We start from the raw sequence: 14,518 nt of genomic DNA, 5'->3' as shown, positions 1-14,518 counted from the left end.
TTTTACCCCCAACGTTTTAAATCTTGATAGTGATATTCTGAAGTTTGTTCAGCCACAATTCGTCCATCTAAATCCACCTTAATTTGATTTTGGATCACAAAATTTTGGCTCTCAATGGCTTGTTTTAAGGCATCACTCAAGGTTTGCCCAAATTGCTCAAAGTCAGCTCGGTAATTGGCTAAGTTCGACAAGGCGGGCTCAAGTTTTGCAAGTGTTCCTCCCTCCGCGGTTGGCATTGTCAAACCGATAGGCGAGCTAAGGCCTGCAATGCGAGTCGCACTTTGATCAGCTTGCTCACTAAAATGAGAAGAAGCAACATAAGGTGATCCTTTACGAAAACGAAATGAATTTGCCTGCTCTTTCTGATAATAGGCATTTCGTTCTTCAATTTGAGCCCGAACCTCTTCCGAAATATCACCTTTTTCCAAACGGCTATTGAGATAAGCCATATAAGACTTTTCTACACTTTTACGGGTAAAATACGCACCAAGTGAATTACCTGTGTTATAAAGTGCGTCTTGTAATTTTGCTTCTTCTCTAGATTGGTTAATTTGTTGCATTAACGCTTGTTTTTCTTCCTCTGTGGCTGTTCCTGAACGTACTTTATGTTGTAAATCAAGAAGTTGTTGAGATTTACTATCTAATTCAGGTGATGTAGTTAAGCTTGCGATTGTGCCAACAACGCCCACTTTACCTACCGCTTTTAAAACGGGTACAACACCTAAACCTGCTCCCGTCGCCGCACCAACGCCTGCTCGCCCCAAACCGCCAGATAATCCTTTTCCTAACGCCCAGCCACCAAAACCATAGCCCACTGCTGATTTTCCCACATCCATTGCTAAGCCTAAATTACCCACCATTTGCCCGTTGCCGTTTTGATGTGCAGAAATCACTTCGTCATTAATTTTACGTTCAATACTATTTAACCAGCCGGTGACTTCGCCTTGACTAAATTTATTTAAGGAATTGGCTAGCTCTTCTTTAGCTAGATCCGTTCCAGCAAGCACCTTGACAGATTTATCCATATTTTTGCCAATTTTGCCGTCCTCAAGATTGGCTTGATACTTATCCATTTCTTGCTGGGTTGTTACCGCATTAAACCCTGCTTTTGCTTGTACATCAGGCAACAACTTACCAAGCACCGCCCCTTTTTTTAAATCCATTTGGGCTTTGATAAGCTCTTTTTTCTGTTCATCTTTGGTTTGCAACAGTTTTTGCTGTAACTTCACATATTCCTGATCGTTTTTAAGCAACGTTTCAGCAATACTTACCATTACCTGTGAAGCATTTTTCCCACTGGCTAAACCACGCTGATAGGATTTTTCTAAATCAATGCCTTGCAAACCTTTTTTATTGGAAATATCCACTTTTTTTAACCGTTGTGCGGTATCGACACTATTTAATTTATTCAAATAGTTGGCAACATTATTAGCAGCAATATCATTTGACCCCGCTTGATTAGCTGCCACCTGTGTCATTGAAAGTAAATATTTGTAATCTTCTAAACCGTGAAAGCCCGCATTTTTAGAAATAGAAAGCAAATTAGGTAGGTGTTGGATCATATCTGACACCTCAAACTTACCATCAAAACCAGATTGCAAAGTAACCTCTAAGGCTTTTTGTAAATCCTCTCCCTTAAAGCCATAATTTTTCAAGACCTGAAGAAGTGCACCCACTTGATTACCGTCTGTTTGTCCCGCAACCATCATTTTCATTGCTGTAGGCAATGTTGCTTCGGCTTGGTCAAAAGATAAACCATTTTTAATCATTCCATCTAATGCGGATAACGCCATATCCGTGGTTCCCGCACCAACGGCTTTGGTTGTTTCATATGCTGCTTTATTTACGCGTGCGATACCTGTTGTTTTGATATAATCCGCATCTTGATCATTGAAGGCGGTTAATGCAACTTGAGCAACATTCTGATCCCATTGCTTTTTATTATCCATTGCGGGCTTTAATGTACTGGCTACGCCATAAACCGCTCCGCCAATAGCCATGGTTTTTCCAACAACATTCCCCAACCGTTGCCCTGTCGACACTTTGCCCATTTCCGCATTAAGCTGGGCAATTTTTTGCTTAGCTATTACCGCCGCACGGGCAATTTCTCGGCTTGAGGCGACACCACTGGTTTTTAAACGTTGATAAGCGGCAATGGTTTGATTAATTTCACGCTGGATAGCATTTTCACTCCGCATTCCCAAACTTTGCCTTGCTCGAGCAGCTTGCTGTATTTGGCGATAAGATTGCTCGGTAATTTGAGCCGTACGCTTTACGGTTTCTTGCTGTTTTTGCCCGCTTCGCACCGCTTGATTTTCAATATCTTTATTCGCTTTATTGACATTGCTACGCATTTTATCGACAACGCCACTTGCAAAATCTTTAGCTTTAAGCCATAAAGACATTTTTAGATTTGCCATTTTTAAACCCTTATTAAATTTGTTTTAAACCCATAAAAAAAAGAGGCTTACGCCTCTTGTTGTTGCCTGCGGCGTACAAGGTTGTAATGCACTGTATCGCCTTTGCTTATGCCATTCGCTTGTGATTTTGCCCCTTGAGATTGCAACAGACTTTCCACCCAAGCCGACACCTCTAAATGGCTCATTTCTCGCACCTGCTGGGGCGTAAAGCCTAATTTCGCTAAAAAAACCACCGCACTTCGATAATGTTGCTCTGCCGCCTTTAAGTCATAGCAGTTGGGGCGTGGCTGTTTTCTTGGTGTTGGCTCTCCCCAGCGGCGATATGCTTTTTTCGCAATGCCAAAATAGTCTCAGCAATCAGGAGATAATCATCTGTTGCCAGGCGCTTTAGCAAGTATTCAGGGGTAATATATTGTTTATCCACCCCAACAAATTCCACTTGTTGGCATAAATAGGCTAAATCCATCAGCATTTTTTCTGCTTGGCTTAATGGCTTAGCCTCACCTGTAGCAATACCAAGATTCGCAATCATCTCAAGGGCATTGCACTCATCGCCCAATGTGAGCAAATGCACCTTAAAATCAAAATATCGCTTACCATCAACGGGCAAGCCTAAAAGTAAATGTCCGTCCATTATTCGCTCACCTCTTTAAGTGCATTCATCTGAATATCAATCACAGCTTCATTATCTACGGTGTATTTTTCCCCCACCTGCGTAGTGAAACAGCCCAAATAAGAGGTACGTTTATCTTCTTGATTAAGGGGATAGATAGTGATTTTGGCATCACTAATTTCCGCCCAATCAATTTCAGAACCATCAATTGGGAGGGCTGCGGTTAAACTGATTTCCCAAGTGGCAATCCCTTTGGCAAAGCCTCTAGCACGCCCTTCGGAGTTCATTGTCTTCACCAATTTACGCCCTGTTTGTTTGGTTACGTTTAGATCGGCAATCTCAATCTCTACGCCGTCCACTTCTAACACCGCAGAGCCTGCATATTTTTCAGCCATTACTTACTCCTATAAAATTAAATCAATACGATTTGCCACCACGTGCAAGCCATTCACCACATCCGTTGGAATTTGCGTATCCAAGCGGTTTGGGTCTTGTCCATTACGCACCACTAATAATTTGCCTTTATGTGCGTCCACATTTTCGATAATTTCCTGGTTTTCCAAGCGATACAACACATCTAAAATTTCTGACCGCACTTTTGGCGGTGTGCGTTTAGACAGTTTTGAACGCGGAAAACGCAAGGCAACACGCTGTTCAACCGCTTTACGCACATAGTCCATCGTGCGAATGGTAGTTAAATCAAGCCACGCGGGGTCGTCCACATTGGCAGGATTTTTGGTGTAAGTGGTAATCGCCCGCATAATTTGCACCCGATGATTTACCACCGTAATCGGTGTTAGCCCATTAAATAAGGCTTGATTAATCTCGGTTTTTAATGGCGTTTGCGTGGCATCAACAGGGGTTAAGCCTTTCAACTCTAAGGTGTTGAGCGGACGTGCGGGGTCTTCCTCACTGGCAATGACTGCACCATAACCCGCTGCAAGTAAAGCATTTGCTTCAAGCGCCCCTTTGTACCACGCACAAGTGATACGGTTGGCATTAATTTTGCTCGCATAGGTTGTGCCGGCTGCCATCGTGCTACGCCAACCCAGCACCCCAATCGCAGGCTTTTTCTCCGTTGGACTTGCAACAAGCTCAAGATGATTGCGAAGTGCGGTGGCATTTTTATCATCAGCAAACGGCGAGATGATAATGTGATAATGCGAGCCTGCCACACTGGCAAGTGCAGAGGCAAGATCGGCATTTTGCGAACCCGACGCAAAGGCACTGGCTTCCGCTGAAATGCCTTGTGCAGTACTTTGTACGCTAAGTTCAATCTCATTGCCAATTTCCCCTTTACATTTTGCTGTCAAAGTTAAGGTTGCCGTACTCACCGATGCCGTAACAGGGCAATATTCACCCGCGTTGATCACCGCACTTAATCGGGTGGCTAAGTCGCTGGCGGTTTCCGATTTTGCCACTGAAATGGCATATTCCACCCCGCCAATCATCGCTTTAATTACGCCCGCACCTGTTGCTGTGCCGTTTAAGGTCAAGCTTCCTGTTGCCGCAACGCCTGAGCTATTATCTTTTAAGCCAATTGCCGTTAAACGGATCATCGGGTTGTTTTGAATGGCAATACGAGCCATTAAATGCCCCCAAGAACCTGCCCCAAAAGCATTTTTCGCATCAATATCGGAATAAATCGGCACAGGGGCAGAATAAGCCGTATCGCCCCCGACCATTGGAGCAATAATCAATACATTTTGCTCATTAGTTGGTAAGGTACTCACAGCATTTTGAGCGTTATATTCGCTATATACACCCGGCATTCTAAGGCTTGTTGGAATATGCTCAAATTCGATATTAGTATCAGTCATTATTTGCCTCCCGATTTCTTCGGTTACGCGGTTCATTGACCACGATTAAATCCCCGTCATTAATGCGACGTTGATAATAGATACTGTCTTCAACCTCCACTGGCTCTTGCTCAATATAGCGGTAAGGTTGATTTTCCATTGGCACTTTAATGCCAACTGCGGCTTTTACTTTCATTTTTCCTCCATCGCCACCACAAAAGGGTGATCGGCGTTAGTATCTGGGTTGTAAAGATTAAAATTAATATGTTCCAATGTCGGTGCAGGATCGGATTGCTCCCCCTGATAAACGCTAAACACATAATCAGGGCTGGTTTCATCGGTGGTAGGTTCGGGATATAACCCATCTTCTAACGGGCTAACATCGTCATACACCACTTCATATTCCAACGCATAAGCAGTAATTGAACTCGCGTTAAACTTGGCATTGTTAAAAATGGTACGCACTGCCGTAGGCTTAAGCGGTTTGACCAATCCCCCTAAGGTTTGGCTATCTAACAAACGGCGAACCGCACTAATGAGCTGATTAACCCCCACCTCGCGTTTATCCACGCCACCTTGACGGGCGGCTTGATTGCTCCGCAAAGAACGCACGGCAAGCATAATCACAAAGGTATCGGTGGATTGATAACGCTTTGCACTAGTGGCTTTTCGTTCAATGCGAGAGCCACCATAAGTGATTAAACACATAGGTAGCCGAGCTGTGCTAAAGCTCTCATCATCAAATTCACCGCCATAACTTTTCACCGTATTAACCAGTTTGCCTAATCCTCGTTGCAAGCGGTCAGTTAAGGCTTGTTCAATCTTTGTTATCACGGCTAAATACCCTGTTTTTATTGTTGCTAAAAAATATCGCCCCTGAAAACTCGCTGTCCTCACTGTCTGCATTAAGCTCTGGCAACCCTAATGAGATAGCTCCTTTAGCTAGCTGTTCCAGCTCTTTTAGGCTGAGCTTGTAACGCTCAATAATCTCATCAGTAATATCCACTCCCGACATACTGGCAAGGCGGTAGCGGGTTAAATCACAACACAACCGCACTAAGTTTTGTGGGACGGAGAGCAAGGGCAGGGCATAACGAGCTGACAAATAACCGTCCATCTGGCTTGAGCTATCCGCTAGTCCAAGTTCTAACACCTGCTCATTAATTTCCCCCACGCCATCGCGGTCGGTCAGCTCAATGGCTTGTAACTCACCCACACGCAAGACAAAATCGGCAACGGTTGCATAAGCCATCGCTATTCCTCACACACTGGCACAAGTTCTAACCACGGATCTTCCGCAAGGGTTAAAACCTGCTCTCCCGTTAAGTCGTTCGCTGGGATTTCCGTTTCTTTGTCTTTGTAAAAACGGTAACCACAACGCCCGTAGCTGTCGTGCGGGTGAATGGCACGCAACTTGACAGCATAAGCAATCGGGTTAATCACTTGCCCACCTTCAACCACCTTGTCATCTTCTAAAGTGCAGTTAGTTTCAGCGGTGTTTTTCAATGCTTCATCGCCCGCCTCGGCTGTTGCACCCTCTTCTAAAGTGCGGTCAGTTTCGTCAGCGTTTTTTACCGTCTCATCTTCTGCCTTGGCTGTCGTGCTATCTTCTAGGTTGCGGTCGGTTTCAGCATCGTTTTTTAATGCGTCATCTTTCACGTTAGCTTCTAAGTTTTCTTTTTCCGCTTCCGTTTTTTCTTTCTGGGCTTTGGTTTTTCTTGCCATAATCCTTCTCCTTAACGCCCCGCCCGCAGGCGGGGAAAAATGATTATTCGATAATGTAAGGGGATACCATTACCTGTAAGCGACCTTTTAAGGTGTTGGTTGTGCCGCCAATCACATCAGCGTTACAAATATCTAACGCCGCTTTTTCTAAACTTGGTGGCACTAAAAGCGTGGTTGGTCGCACATTGATAAACACCCCGCCATCGGCTTTTAAGGTGGTCATTTTGGTAATAACCGCCATCACATTATCCGCAGTTAAGTTAAGCTGTTTCGCCTTGTGAGCGAGTTGCCAAAAACCAAAGCCCGCATTACAGCGATAACGCACGCCCCATAAATACACATCTTCCATAAACACGGTATCTGACTTAGACGGATCAAATTTGCCCTCAAACTCTGGCTTGGTGCGCTCTTGGAAAATAAACGGTTTGATCACGTTGTTGGTATCTAGCACATACCAAGATTTCGCACCGCTATCAGAACCTGTGGTAATGTTACTTTGTGCTGTTCCCGCATTCGTGCCATCGACATCTTGATAGTATGGGTGATCGGTGTCGAAGAAGTTTTGCCCGTCATAACAGAGCGTACTTTCACCCGCAAGCAACAATTTAAAGATCAACTCATCAGGCAATTCCGCTGCCGATTGCCCTGCTTGAGCCATCATATTGCGGAATAAGCCCACTTGGTCATCTTCAATGGCTTCACGTGGTACGCCAACCGTGCTTTCGTATTTTTTGTTATCAAGGGTCATTCCCACCGCTGACATATTTTTAATCGTACGCTTGCCTGCCCATTCCGTCATTTTCGGGAACGCACGCATAAAGCCGTAGGTATTGGTTGCGGTGTTAGACGGCACAGTCATCGCAATTTTCGGGTATTGTGGTTGAATATGGGCAATTCCTTTGCTAAATTCCGCCCGAAATTGGGTATCTAATTTTTTTAAGATTTCTGATTTTTTAAATTCAACGCTCATAGGGTTAAGCTCCTGTTTCTAAATTTTTACGATATTCCGCGTCCGTTAAGCCCAGCATTTTTGCAACGTGCTTATCTTCCGCACTTAAGGCTGCCACTTGATTTTCGTTCGGGTCAGTTTTGGCTTGTGGTTCGCCACTTAATGCGGCAATCGCTGGGGCTTTGGCTAAATAATCCGTTAATGCTGCAAGGTTTAAACTTTCTGCCCAGTCTTTTAATGCAGGAGCGAGCTTGCCTTGCGAAAGTGCGGTGGTAATTAATGCGTTTTTTTCTTTTTGCTCAATGCCTTGCTTAAATTGCGTGAACTCGGCCGTTAAGGCAGCGACTTGCTCCACTGGCACAAATTTAGCAGGGTCAGGGTTGGCAATTTGTGCGGTCAATGCCACAACAGATTGCTCTTTTTCAGCGAGCTTGATGTAAACCTCTGATAACGCCACTTGGCTATCTCCTTTGGACTGTGCAAGTGCGGTGATTTTTTGGCTGATTTCAGCTTCGGTGGCATTCGGCGTGTTAAATAACGCACACAATGCCGCAAGTAAGGCTTTATCCATTGTTGGTGTTTCCTCTTGGTTGGTTAAAAATTGTTGGCTGGCAGCCACCATCACCTCATCCATCCCATCTAAAGCAGGTGTATTGGTTAAGGCGGCGTGAAAGATTTTGCGTACATAGCCTTGCGTGTCATAACTAAACACCGCAGAGATATAGCGATATTCCCCGTTTTTGATATAGTCGGCGGCTTTGTCCGTCCAACGCACATCGGCAAAAATACCTTGCGGGGTAAAATAGAGGTAATCCATCCACCCCGCACTTGGTGCTTCTTTGCCATTTTGTTGTGAGTGCAAAATCTGATGTTCGTAATCAATTGGGAGTGGGTTGCGTTGGCTATTTGCCAATGCCACCACATCGTTACCGTTTGTGTCTGTTACATACCAAGCCTCCACGTCAAAAGGTCGTCCGTCTGTGGCTCGAAATGCACCGTAAGGCAACAACTGGATACGCCCATTTTTGGCTTGGCTCAACTCAAAACTACAGGCTGCAAGTTTCATCAAAAAAATCCTTTATTGCTTAATCTTGACATAGCATAGCGATTTGCGATGTGCTAAAACTGTGAATAGGCTTCCACACAACAGAAAGGAGAGGGAAAAGAGAGATAGCTGAAAAATAGAAAGAAGCTGACTGATTTAAAACACAACCCATTTTAAAACCGTTTTAAATCGTTTTAATTTATTTTAAAAATTTTTGAATGATAAATCGTACCCCCTAAAAGAAAAAATCGCACAGCGTGCGATTTAGGGGCTAAATAGCATTATTTAATTATCTGTTTAAAATAGTCTTGCACGTCCTCTAAAATATCTGCCTCATCTTGTGGAGTTAGGGTCAAAAATGGACGGGCGGGAATATTGCTTCCTGGGTGATTAACAGATTTTCGCACAATACCCCCAAAGCTCAAGGCTTTTTTCATTACAGGTTTAATCTTATGCGGTTTGGTTTTGCCACCAAATTGATGAATTGCCGCATAGGCTAAATTTGTGCCAACAAGGGCTTCATCATTATCCCAACTGGCACGAATGCTATTGCGTAACGCCCCACTATCAATCAAGGGCGAACCATTGGAGCGAGATTTTACCCCCAGCCATTTAGGACGACCACCTGCCTGAAAGTTTTGATCGACCGCTGATTGCATTGTCCCTGCAATGGTACGCATTAAAGGGGCGTTATAACGCACACCTTGGCTTAAGCGTTCCAATAACGCAAAGACCTCTTTTTCATTATTGATTTTTATTTCAATCATAATATGCCTCTGCTACCCTAAGAATGGGTAATATCGCCCATTTTAAATAAGGAAATAACGATGAAAATAGAAAGAACTACTAATACAGATAAACTCGCTATTGAGTTAGCTCGTGATCTCATTACCCACCCCAATTATACTCTGCCTAATGATACAAAAGAGGTTGAGCAAACCGCCGAGCATTTAACTCAATTAATCTTGGCTATTTCTAAACGGCTATACCAAGAGCAAATCCAGCATAGATAATTACTTATTCCGTTTTTAACGGATATTCTTCAATAATGCGTAAGCATCTTAAGTATTCACATAGCGCAGTAAAACTGTCAGGGGTTTGCGCTATGTTTTTCAGCAATGCGGCTTTAATCTCATCTTTTTCCTGTAGGCTCAAAGCTAAGGGTAAGTAAGCCTGCCAATTTTTGTCGTTAAGTAATGTTTCCATTGCATCTCCTATTGTCATTAAAAATAAAAAAGGGTATATTCAACACAGCCACTAGAAAAGCGATGAATCTCGAAGATCGCGGACGAGCGGTTGAAAGAGTACCGGGGATTGTGTGCAGTGGGTTCGAGCCCTGCCTAGTGGCTACCTTTCAATGCCTTATCCCACTGTTTCTCACTCATTTTTCTGAATGATTGCACAAAGACCTCATTTTCCAATACTTTCAAAACCACAGTATATCTATGACCTTTAATTTGTTTAAAAAACTGGAAATGCTTTTCTCTTGTAGGTAAAAGCATATCAGGTTCATAAATCAACTCAGGCAATACCGCATACTCCTCAGCCCCGAAATTTTGCCCCTCTCGACTACTAAACTGCTTAATTAACGTATCATCAGACAGCCACACGGTCGCAGTTTGGCTACCGAGCTTGGCTTTATCTGCCGCATTTAATACGCCTGCGGTAAATTTATATTCCCGCCGTAGTTGGTTACGGATGGCGGTCAGTTGCGTACTATTCGGTTTATCGCCTAACTTTAAGGCTTGTTTAGCTGCCTTAAATTCCTTTTCAAATTGGTGAAAATCCCATTGAAAGCCCGCCCCGCTCATTTCCCGTTTGGCAAATTGGTGAGCGAGTTTTTCAGGGTAAAGGTCTAAGTTGGGTTTATAGCTCGTTCGCCCCACGTTGTAATCAAACCCTCGGTCGGTGATCACCCAACGATCTTCACTCACCTTAAACGCCGTGGTTTTCTCGGTTTCTCGCTGATTGATTTTGCGTTCATATTCCACCAATCGCCCCTCGCTTTGGCTAACGATGAGGTTACGCCGTTTAATATCTCTTTCCGCTAACGCAATCACCGTGCAACGGCAGTTAAAGCCATTGGGCGGATAAAAGGTATGCCAGAATGGATCATCATAGGCATACACCAACCCATTCATTGCACTGTGGCTTGGGCGAGTGCGGTCATCATTGACCGCACTATATTGCCAATAAGGGCGACTATCTACATTATCTCGCATTTGCTGATAACGCTGTGCCGAGTAAGCCGCCTGCATATTGGTGCGGTAAATGGTTTCAAGCCGTCTTGGTGTGCCAAAAAACTCACCTGTTTTTGGATCAGCCAATAAATAGCCTTTGTCATAGCCCGCAATCCAACCTTTCTTTTTGAAGTGTTCAAAAATGCCTTTTTTCCACTCGCCGAAAGATTGCCCTTGCTCTTGAGCGATGATCAGCGATTGATAAATATCTTTGGTCATTTCAAGGCTGGTGATGTTCGCAATGCGTGTGGCTTTGGCTCTGGCACTTTCCAGCAAGCCTTTCTCGTCCAAATGGTCAAGTAAAGCTTTTTTGCCTTTCAAAAACGCAATGGCTTCTTTTGGCTCAAGCCCCAAAGCAAAATTAACGGCGGGCATTGCTGCCCCCTAATAATTCGCTTAAAAATAACGCACGACTTAAATAAGCGTGATGTTCGTCACTTTCTAAATCTGGGTAAGCCTCGGCCAGTTTCTCGCCCGCTTCCTCATAACTTTCGCAACTCAACATCAACGCCACGGCTTTTTGTACCATAGGATCAAGTTGGGCGTTAAAATCCACCTGTTGCAAGCCCTCATCTAGCACATTATCTAAAATCTGCTGTTCGTCCGTGCTTTGGTTTTCGGTGGACAAGGCGGTTTGGCGGCAGCCGCAACCACAGTCAGTGTGAGGGCTGAAAGTAAGTGCGGTGCGTTTTTGCTCGGTTTTTTCTTCTTTTTCATCATCATTTAACTCTTCTTTAAAGTCGCTTTGAACGGTTTTTAAAATCGCTTCGCCCTCTTGCGGTTCGGGAATACCCAATTTTTCCCGCACCCAACTTTCAGGCACAGCCACGCCGATATTGACTAAATCAGGCAAGGCTTTGGCGAATTTTTCTAAATCCTCATATTCTGCGGTGTCAAACTCAAAGCGAGGGCAGCGGCTTTCATCAATGCTCGGATCAACATTGAGCTGTAAATAAGGCAAAATAATTTGCTTGGTAATGGTCTGTGCAATTTGTTTGGCATCGGCAATCAGCAAATCACGGCGTACTTCGTTATGCACCTTGCCAAGTGCATTGGTTGAGCTTTTACCGTCCGCTCCTGATGTGAGCGTTTGCCCCAAAATCAGGCGAGCAATCTCGGTACGACACCACTCAATCATTTGCAAAAATGGGTTATTAACGCTTGAGCCATTCGCCGCATTATGTAGCTCAATTTCCATACTTTCAGGCATAATGCCCGCCGCGTTATGTCCAATTTGAGCCAAAGCACGCAAAAGGGTACGTTTTTCCTCATTGGTTGCCCCCGCACCGTATTTTCCAATGCGAATAGGCATACCATACAGCTCCAAAAACTCGGCAAAGTCGTGGACGGCGTAATGCTTAAACATATAATGCCACGCAAGTGTACGATACAAACCAAGGCGAGCTAACTGAATTGAGCGAGTTTTATGCGTATGCACCACCCAGCCCAATGGGCGTAGTGGCTCACCTTCGTAATTATCAGGGGTTTTGAGTAATAAATTGTCGTCTTTATCAATCTTAAACCACGATTGCGGACGGTGTATAAAGGTTTTTGGTTGCCATTTTCCGTTAATAAAATGCCAATCAATTTCTAACGCCGAAAAGCCGTGGCCCACTGCATCCATTAAATCCATCAGCAGGTTTTCCAGCTCGGAAAATTGATAAAAATATTCGTCCACCTCTTGTTGATAGCCCTGCTCGGCGGTCGTGGCATTGCGAGGTTCGGCGATTCGCCAATCCAGCGTTAAAATCGCCCGTTTGCGGGTTGCCATATTTGCCGCAATATCGCCGTCCCGCTCTTCAATATCCATAAAGAGTTCGTGCTGGGTTTGGATATTGCCCGCCTCAGCATCCTCAAAAATACTTTTTAACTTGGCAGGCGTGATTTTATTGCTTGGGTGGTCGGAAATAATCCGCCCATTCTCCGTAATACGAGCTTCGTTGGTTTGAAAATCTTGCCCAATTTTAACCGCACTTTTATTTTGTGCTTGTTTGTGCTTATTGCGTTTTTTCTTTGCCATTGTTTATCCTTTCCAAATGCTATAAATATCATCATCTTCATCACGCCAATCGTTATCTAACTCTGCTTCATTCAGGCTTGTCCACTCAATGGAGGCAGAGTTGAGCACCGCATTTTTCCATAGCATTTCTAAGGCATCGGGACCATCATCGTGGTCGGCTTTTGGGAAATGACGTAGCTGTGAAATTAAGGTGGATTGACTGTGATGCAACAAAATTAAGCCATTGACGATATGCGGTTGTAAGCTCTCAATACGTAGCATTTTATCGGTATTCGGTTTAATCGCCGTGGCTGGCACAGGCTTGCCCCGTTGGGCGGAACGCTTAACAAGTTCTGTTTGCAAAAATTCCTGAAATTGCACCGTTTCCACAAACCAACGGTGGCATTGGTATTGGCTATTGAGCCTAATCACATCTTCGATAATTAAATCGGGCAGACGCTTTTTAATCTGCGCCTCAATCACATAGAGCTTGCCTGTTTCGCGATGATAGCCACCCACTAAAATTGCGGACGGGTCGCGACTAGCTCCCGCCTTACCCATTGAAGGGTCAAGCGCACCAAAATAAATCAGGTTATCAGGGAGTGATGTCCAATATTGGATACTGTTGGCAAAAATGGCATCATCACCGCTAACCGGGTCGTTTTGGTATTCGCTATCAAAGGTGGCGTGTCCATCTCGTGCTCGGATTTTCATTAACGCCAAGAGTGGACGAGCTGCCCAAGAGATTTCCGCTCCTGCGTCCATTTCGGCTTTATTTTGCTGATAAAAGGCATCGGCAACCGCTTCGCCCTCGTTTAGGTAAAAATCTTCCCACTTATCCCATAACGCCATATTGTCGGGCATTTTTGTGAGTGCTTTAAATTTTGCCGTATGCCACGCTTTATTGTGCAAGGTGCGATTGAGTACACTGTCGTAATGCAGGATTGTCCCGATATACACAATGTCAAATTTATCCCCCGCAGAGCCAAGCGGTAACACGGTCTTTTTTAACCAGTTATGCAATTTATCCCGCTGTTCTGGACTTCTGACTTGTTCGTCATTTTCAATATCATCCAGCACCACCAAATCAGGACGAAATGCCCCGTGGCGTAAACCACGCAATTTTTTGCCCGAACCTGCCACTTGCACCTTTTGATTAGCGTGGGTAACAATCGTTGCTGCTTGCCACACACGCCCTTGTCCTGCCACTTCGGGAAAATCAATGCGTAGCCGTTGATTAAATTCCAACTCCACTTTAATGGCTTCCAACATTGGGTAGGCTTGGTCGATACTGTCCATGACAATGAGGCAATATTTTTTCTGTTGGGTCACCAAGCAATAAAGAGTATAAAGCTGCGAAACCAAGGTAGATTTAGCTTCACCACGGGGTGCAGCAATGGCATCTAGGCAACCTTTCTCTTGCTGTAAAATGGCGGGCAAGCGTTCAAATAGATAATGATGCAATTTGGATTTTGAGCTTGAGCGGGTGTAATGCGGAAAGTAATGATTGACAAAATATTCATAACCCGAAATCGTATCAAACACTTTTTTACGGCGTTCAACCACGGCTTCAGGGCTATCATTCCAGCCCTCAAAAGAGGCTTCTAACTTTTGCCGTAGGCTATCAGCATAAGCACTTAATTCTTTCAAAAAATCTTTGCTTTTCATTTTAATCACTCACTAATAATGCTAAAAATACCCACCAGCCCCACGCCCCACCATCACGGG

17 protein-coding genes are annotated in these 14,518 nt (G+C 44.4%); 1 reads left to right on the top strand and 16 read right to left on the bottom strand.

The annotated features are described in order from the left end of the window. Positions 1–2 precede the first annotated feature (2 nt). The 12 genes from HSM_RS03485 to HSM_RS03430 all read right to left on the bottom strand — a co-directional run bounded on the left by HSM_RS03485 (position 3) and on the right by HSM_RS03430 (position 9,318). The gene (locus tag HSM_RS03485; protein ID WP_012341506.1) at positions 3–2,420 is read right to left on the bottom strand and encodes a phage tail tape measure protein; all 2,418 of its coding nucleotides are present in this window, start codon (positions 2,418–2,420) and stop codon (positions 3–5) included. A 47-nt stretch (positions 2,421–2,467) separates the two neighbouring features. Next, a complete protein-coding gene (locus tag HSM_RS03480; protein ID WP_240731011.1) occupies positions 2,468–2,605 on the bottom strand; it encodes a hypothetical protein in 138 nt (45 codons plus the stop codon). Between the two features lie 77 nt (positions 2,606–2,682). Beyond that, complete coding sequence (locus HSM_RS03475; RefSeq protein ID WP_012341505.1) at positions 2,683–3,054, bottom strand: phage tail assembly protein; 372 nt, start codon at positions 3,052–3,054, stop codon at positions 2,683–2,685. Then, positions 3,054–3,428, bottom strand: a complete 375-nt coding sequence (locus tag HSM_RS03470; RefSeq protein WP_012341504.1) for a hypothetical protein — start codon at positions 3,426–3,428, stop codon at positions 3,054–3,056. Before HSM_RS03470 ends, HSM_RS03475 begins: the two co-directional genes overlap by 1 nt. Before the next feature lie 9 nt (positions 3,429–3,437). Next, positions 3,438–4,853, bottom strand: coding sequence for a phage tail sheath subtilisin-like domain-containing protein (locus tag HSM_RS03465; RefSeq protein WP_012341503.1), 1,416 nt, complete (start codon positions 4,851–4,853; stop codon positions 3,438–3,440). Then, a complete protein-coding gene (locus HSM_RS03460; protein ID WP_012341502.1) occupies positions 4,846–5,028 on the bottom strand; it encodes a DUF2635 domain-containing protein in 183 nt (60 codons plus the stop codon). The genes HSM_RS03465 and HSM_RS03460 overlap by 8 nt, the downstream gene beginning before the upstream one ends. Further along, positions 5,025–5,666, bottom strand: coding sequence for a DUF1834 family protein (locus tag HSM_RS03455; RefSeq protein ID WP_041605024.1), 642 nt, complete (start codon positions 5,664–5,666; stop codon positions 5,025–5,027). The genes HSM_RS03460 and HSM_RS03455 overlap by 4 nt, the downstream gene beginning before the upstream one ends. Further along, entirely contained in the window at positions 5,650–6,084 is a 435-nt protein-coding gene (locus HSM_RS03450; RefSeq protein WP_012341500.1) for a gp436 family protein, read from the bottom strand. Before HSM_RS03450 ends, HSM_RS03455 begins: the two co-directional genes overlap by 17 nt. A 2-nt stretch (positions 6,085–6,086) precedes the next feature. Then, on the bottom strand, positions 6,087–6,557 hold the full coding sequence (locus HSM_RS11215) for a hypothetical protein (protein ID WP_012341499.1): 471 nt from the start codon (positions 6,555–6,557) through the stop codon (positions 6,087–6,089). A gap of 43 nt (positions 6,558–6,600) precedes the next feature. Next, a complete protein-coding gene (locus tag HSM_RS03440) occupies positions 6,601–7,527 on the bottom strand; it encodes a Mu-like prophage major head subunit gpT family protein (RefSeq protein ID WP_012341498.1) in 927 nt (308 codons plus the stop codon). A gap of 4 nt (positions 7,528–7,531) precedes the next feature. After that, on the bottom strand, positions 7,532–8,572 hold the full coding sequence (locus HSM_RS03435) for a phage protease (RefSeq protein WP_012341497.1): 1,041 nt from the start codon (positions 8,570–8,572) through the stop codon (positions 7,532–7,534). A 260-nt stretch (positions 8,573–8,832) separates the two neighbouring features. Then, entirely contained in the window at positions 8,833–9,318 is a 486-nt protein-coding gene (locus HSM_RS03430) for a phage virion morphogenesis protein (protein ID WP_012341495.1), read from the bottom strand. Between the two features lie 60 nt (positions 9,319–9,378). Here HSM_RS03430 and HSM_RS03425 point away from each other — a divergent pair, with 60 nt between their 5' ends. Then, positions 9,379–9,564: a hypothetical protein gene (locus HSM_RS03425; RefSeq protein WP_041605022.1), complete on the top strand. Its 186-nt coding sequence runs from the start codon at positions 9,379–9,381 to the stop codon at positions 9,562–9,564. A gap of 4 nt (positions 9,565–9,568) precedes the next feature. On the opposite strand, the gene HSM_RS03420 is transcribed toward HSM_RS03425, so the two are convergent. From HSM_RS03420 to terL, 4 genes are all read right to left on the bottom strand, one after another. Beyond that, on the bottom strand, positions 9,569–9,757 hold the full coding sequence (locus HSM_RS03420; RefSeq protein ID WP_041605020.1) for a hypothetical protein: 189 nt from the start codon (positions 9,755–9,757) through the stop codon (positions 9,569–9,571). A 134-nt stretch (positions 9,758–9,891) separates the two neighbouring features. Further along, positions 9,892–11,166: a phage minor head protein gene (locus HSM_RS03415; protein WP_012341494.1), complete on the bottom strand. Its 1,275-nt coding sequence runs from the start codon at positions 11,164–11,166 to the stop codon at positions 9,892–9,894. Beyond that, on the bottom strand, positions 11,153–12,811 hold the full coding sequence (locus HSM_RS03410; protein ID WP_012341493.1) for a DUF935 domain-containing protein: 1,659 nt from the start codon (positions 12,809–12,811) through the stop codon (positions 11,153–11,155). The genes HSM_RS03415 and HSM_RS03410 overlap by 14 nt, the downstream gene beginning before the upstream one ends. Positions 12,812–12,814: 3 nt before the next feature. After that, positions 12,815–14,458, bottom strand: coding sequence for a phage terminase large subunit (gene terL, locus HSM_RS03405; RefSeq protein ID WP_012341492.1), 1,644 nt, complete (start codon positions 14,456–14,458; stop codon positions 12,815–12,817). Positions 14,459–14,518 lie beyond the last annotated feature (60 nt).

Source organism: Histophilus somni 2336, assembly GCF_000019405.1.
In the GTDB taxonomy this organism is placed as follows: domain Bacteria; phylum Pseudomonadota; class Gammaproteobacteria; order Enterobacterales; family Pasteurellaceae; genus Histophilus; species Histophilus somni.
Note: the sequence above shows the minus strand (reverse complement) of the source record. Positions and strands in the feature narration are given on the sequence as shown.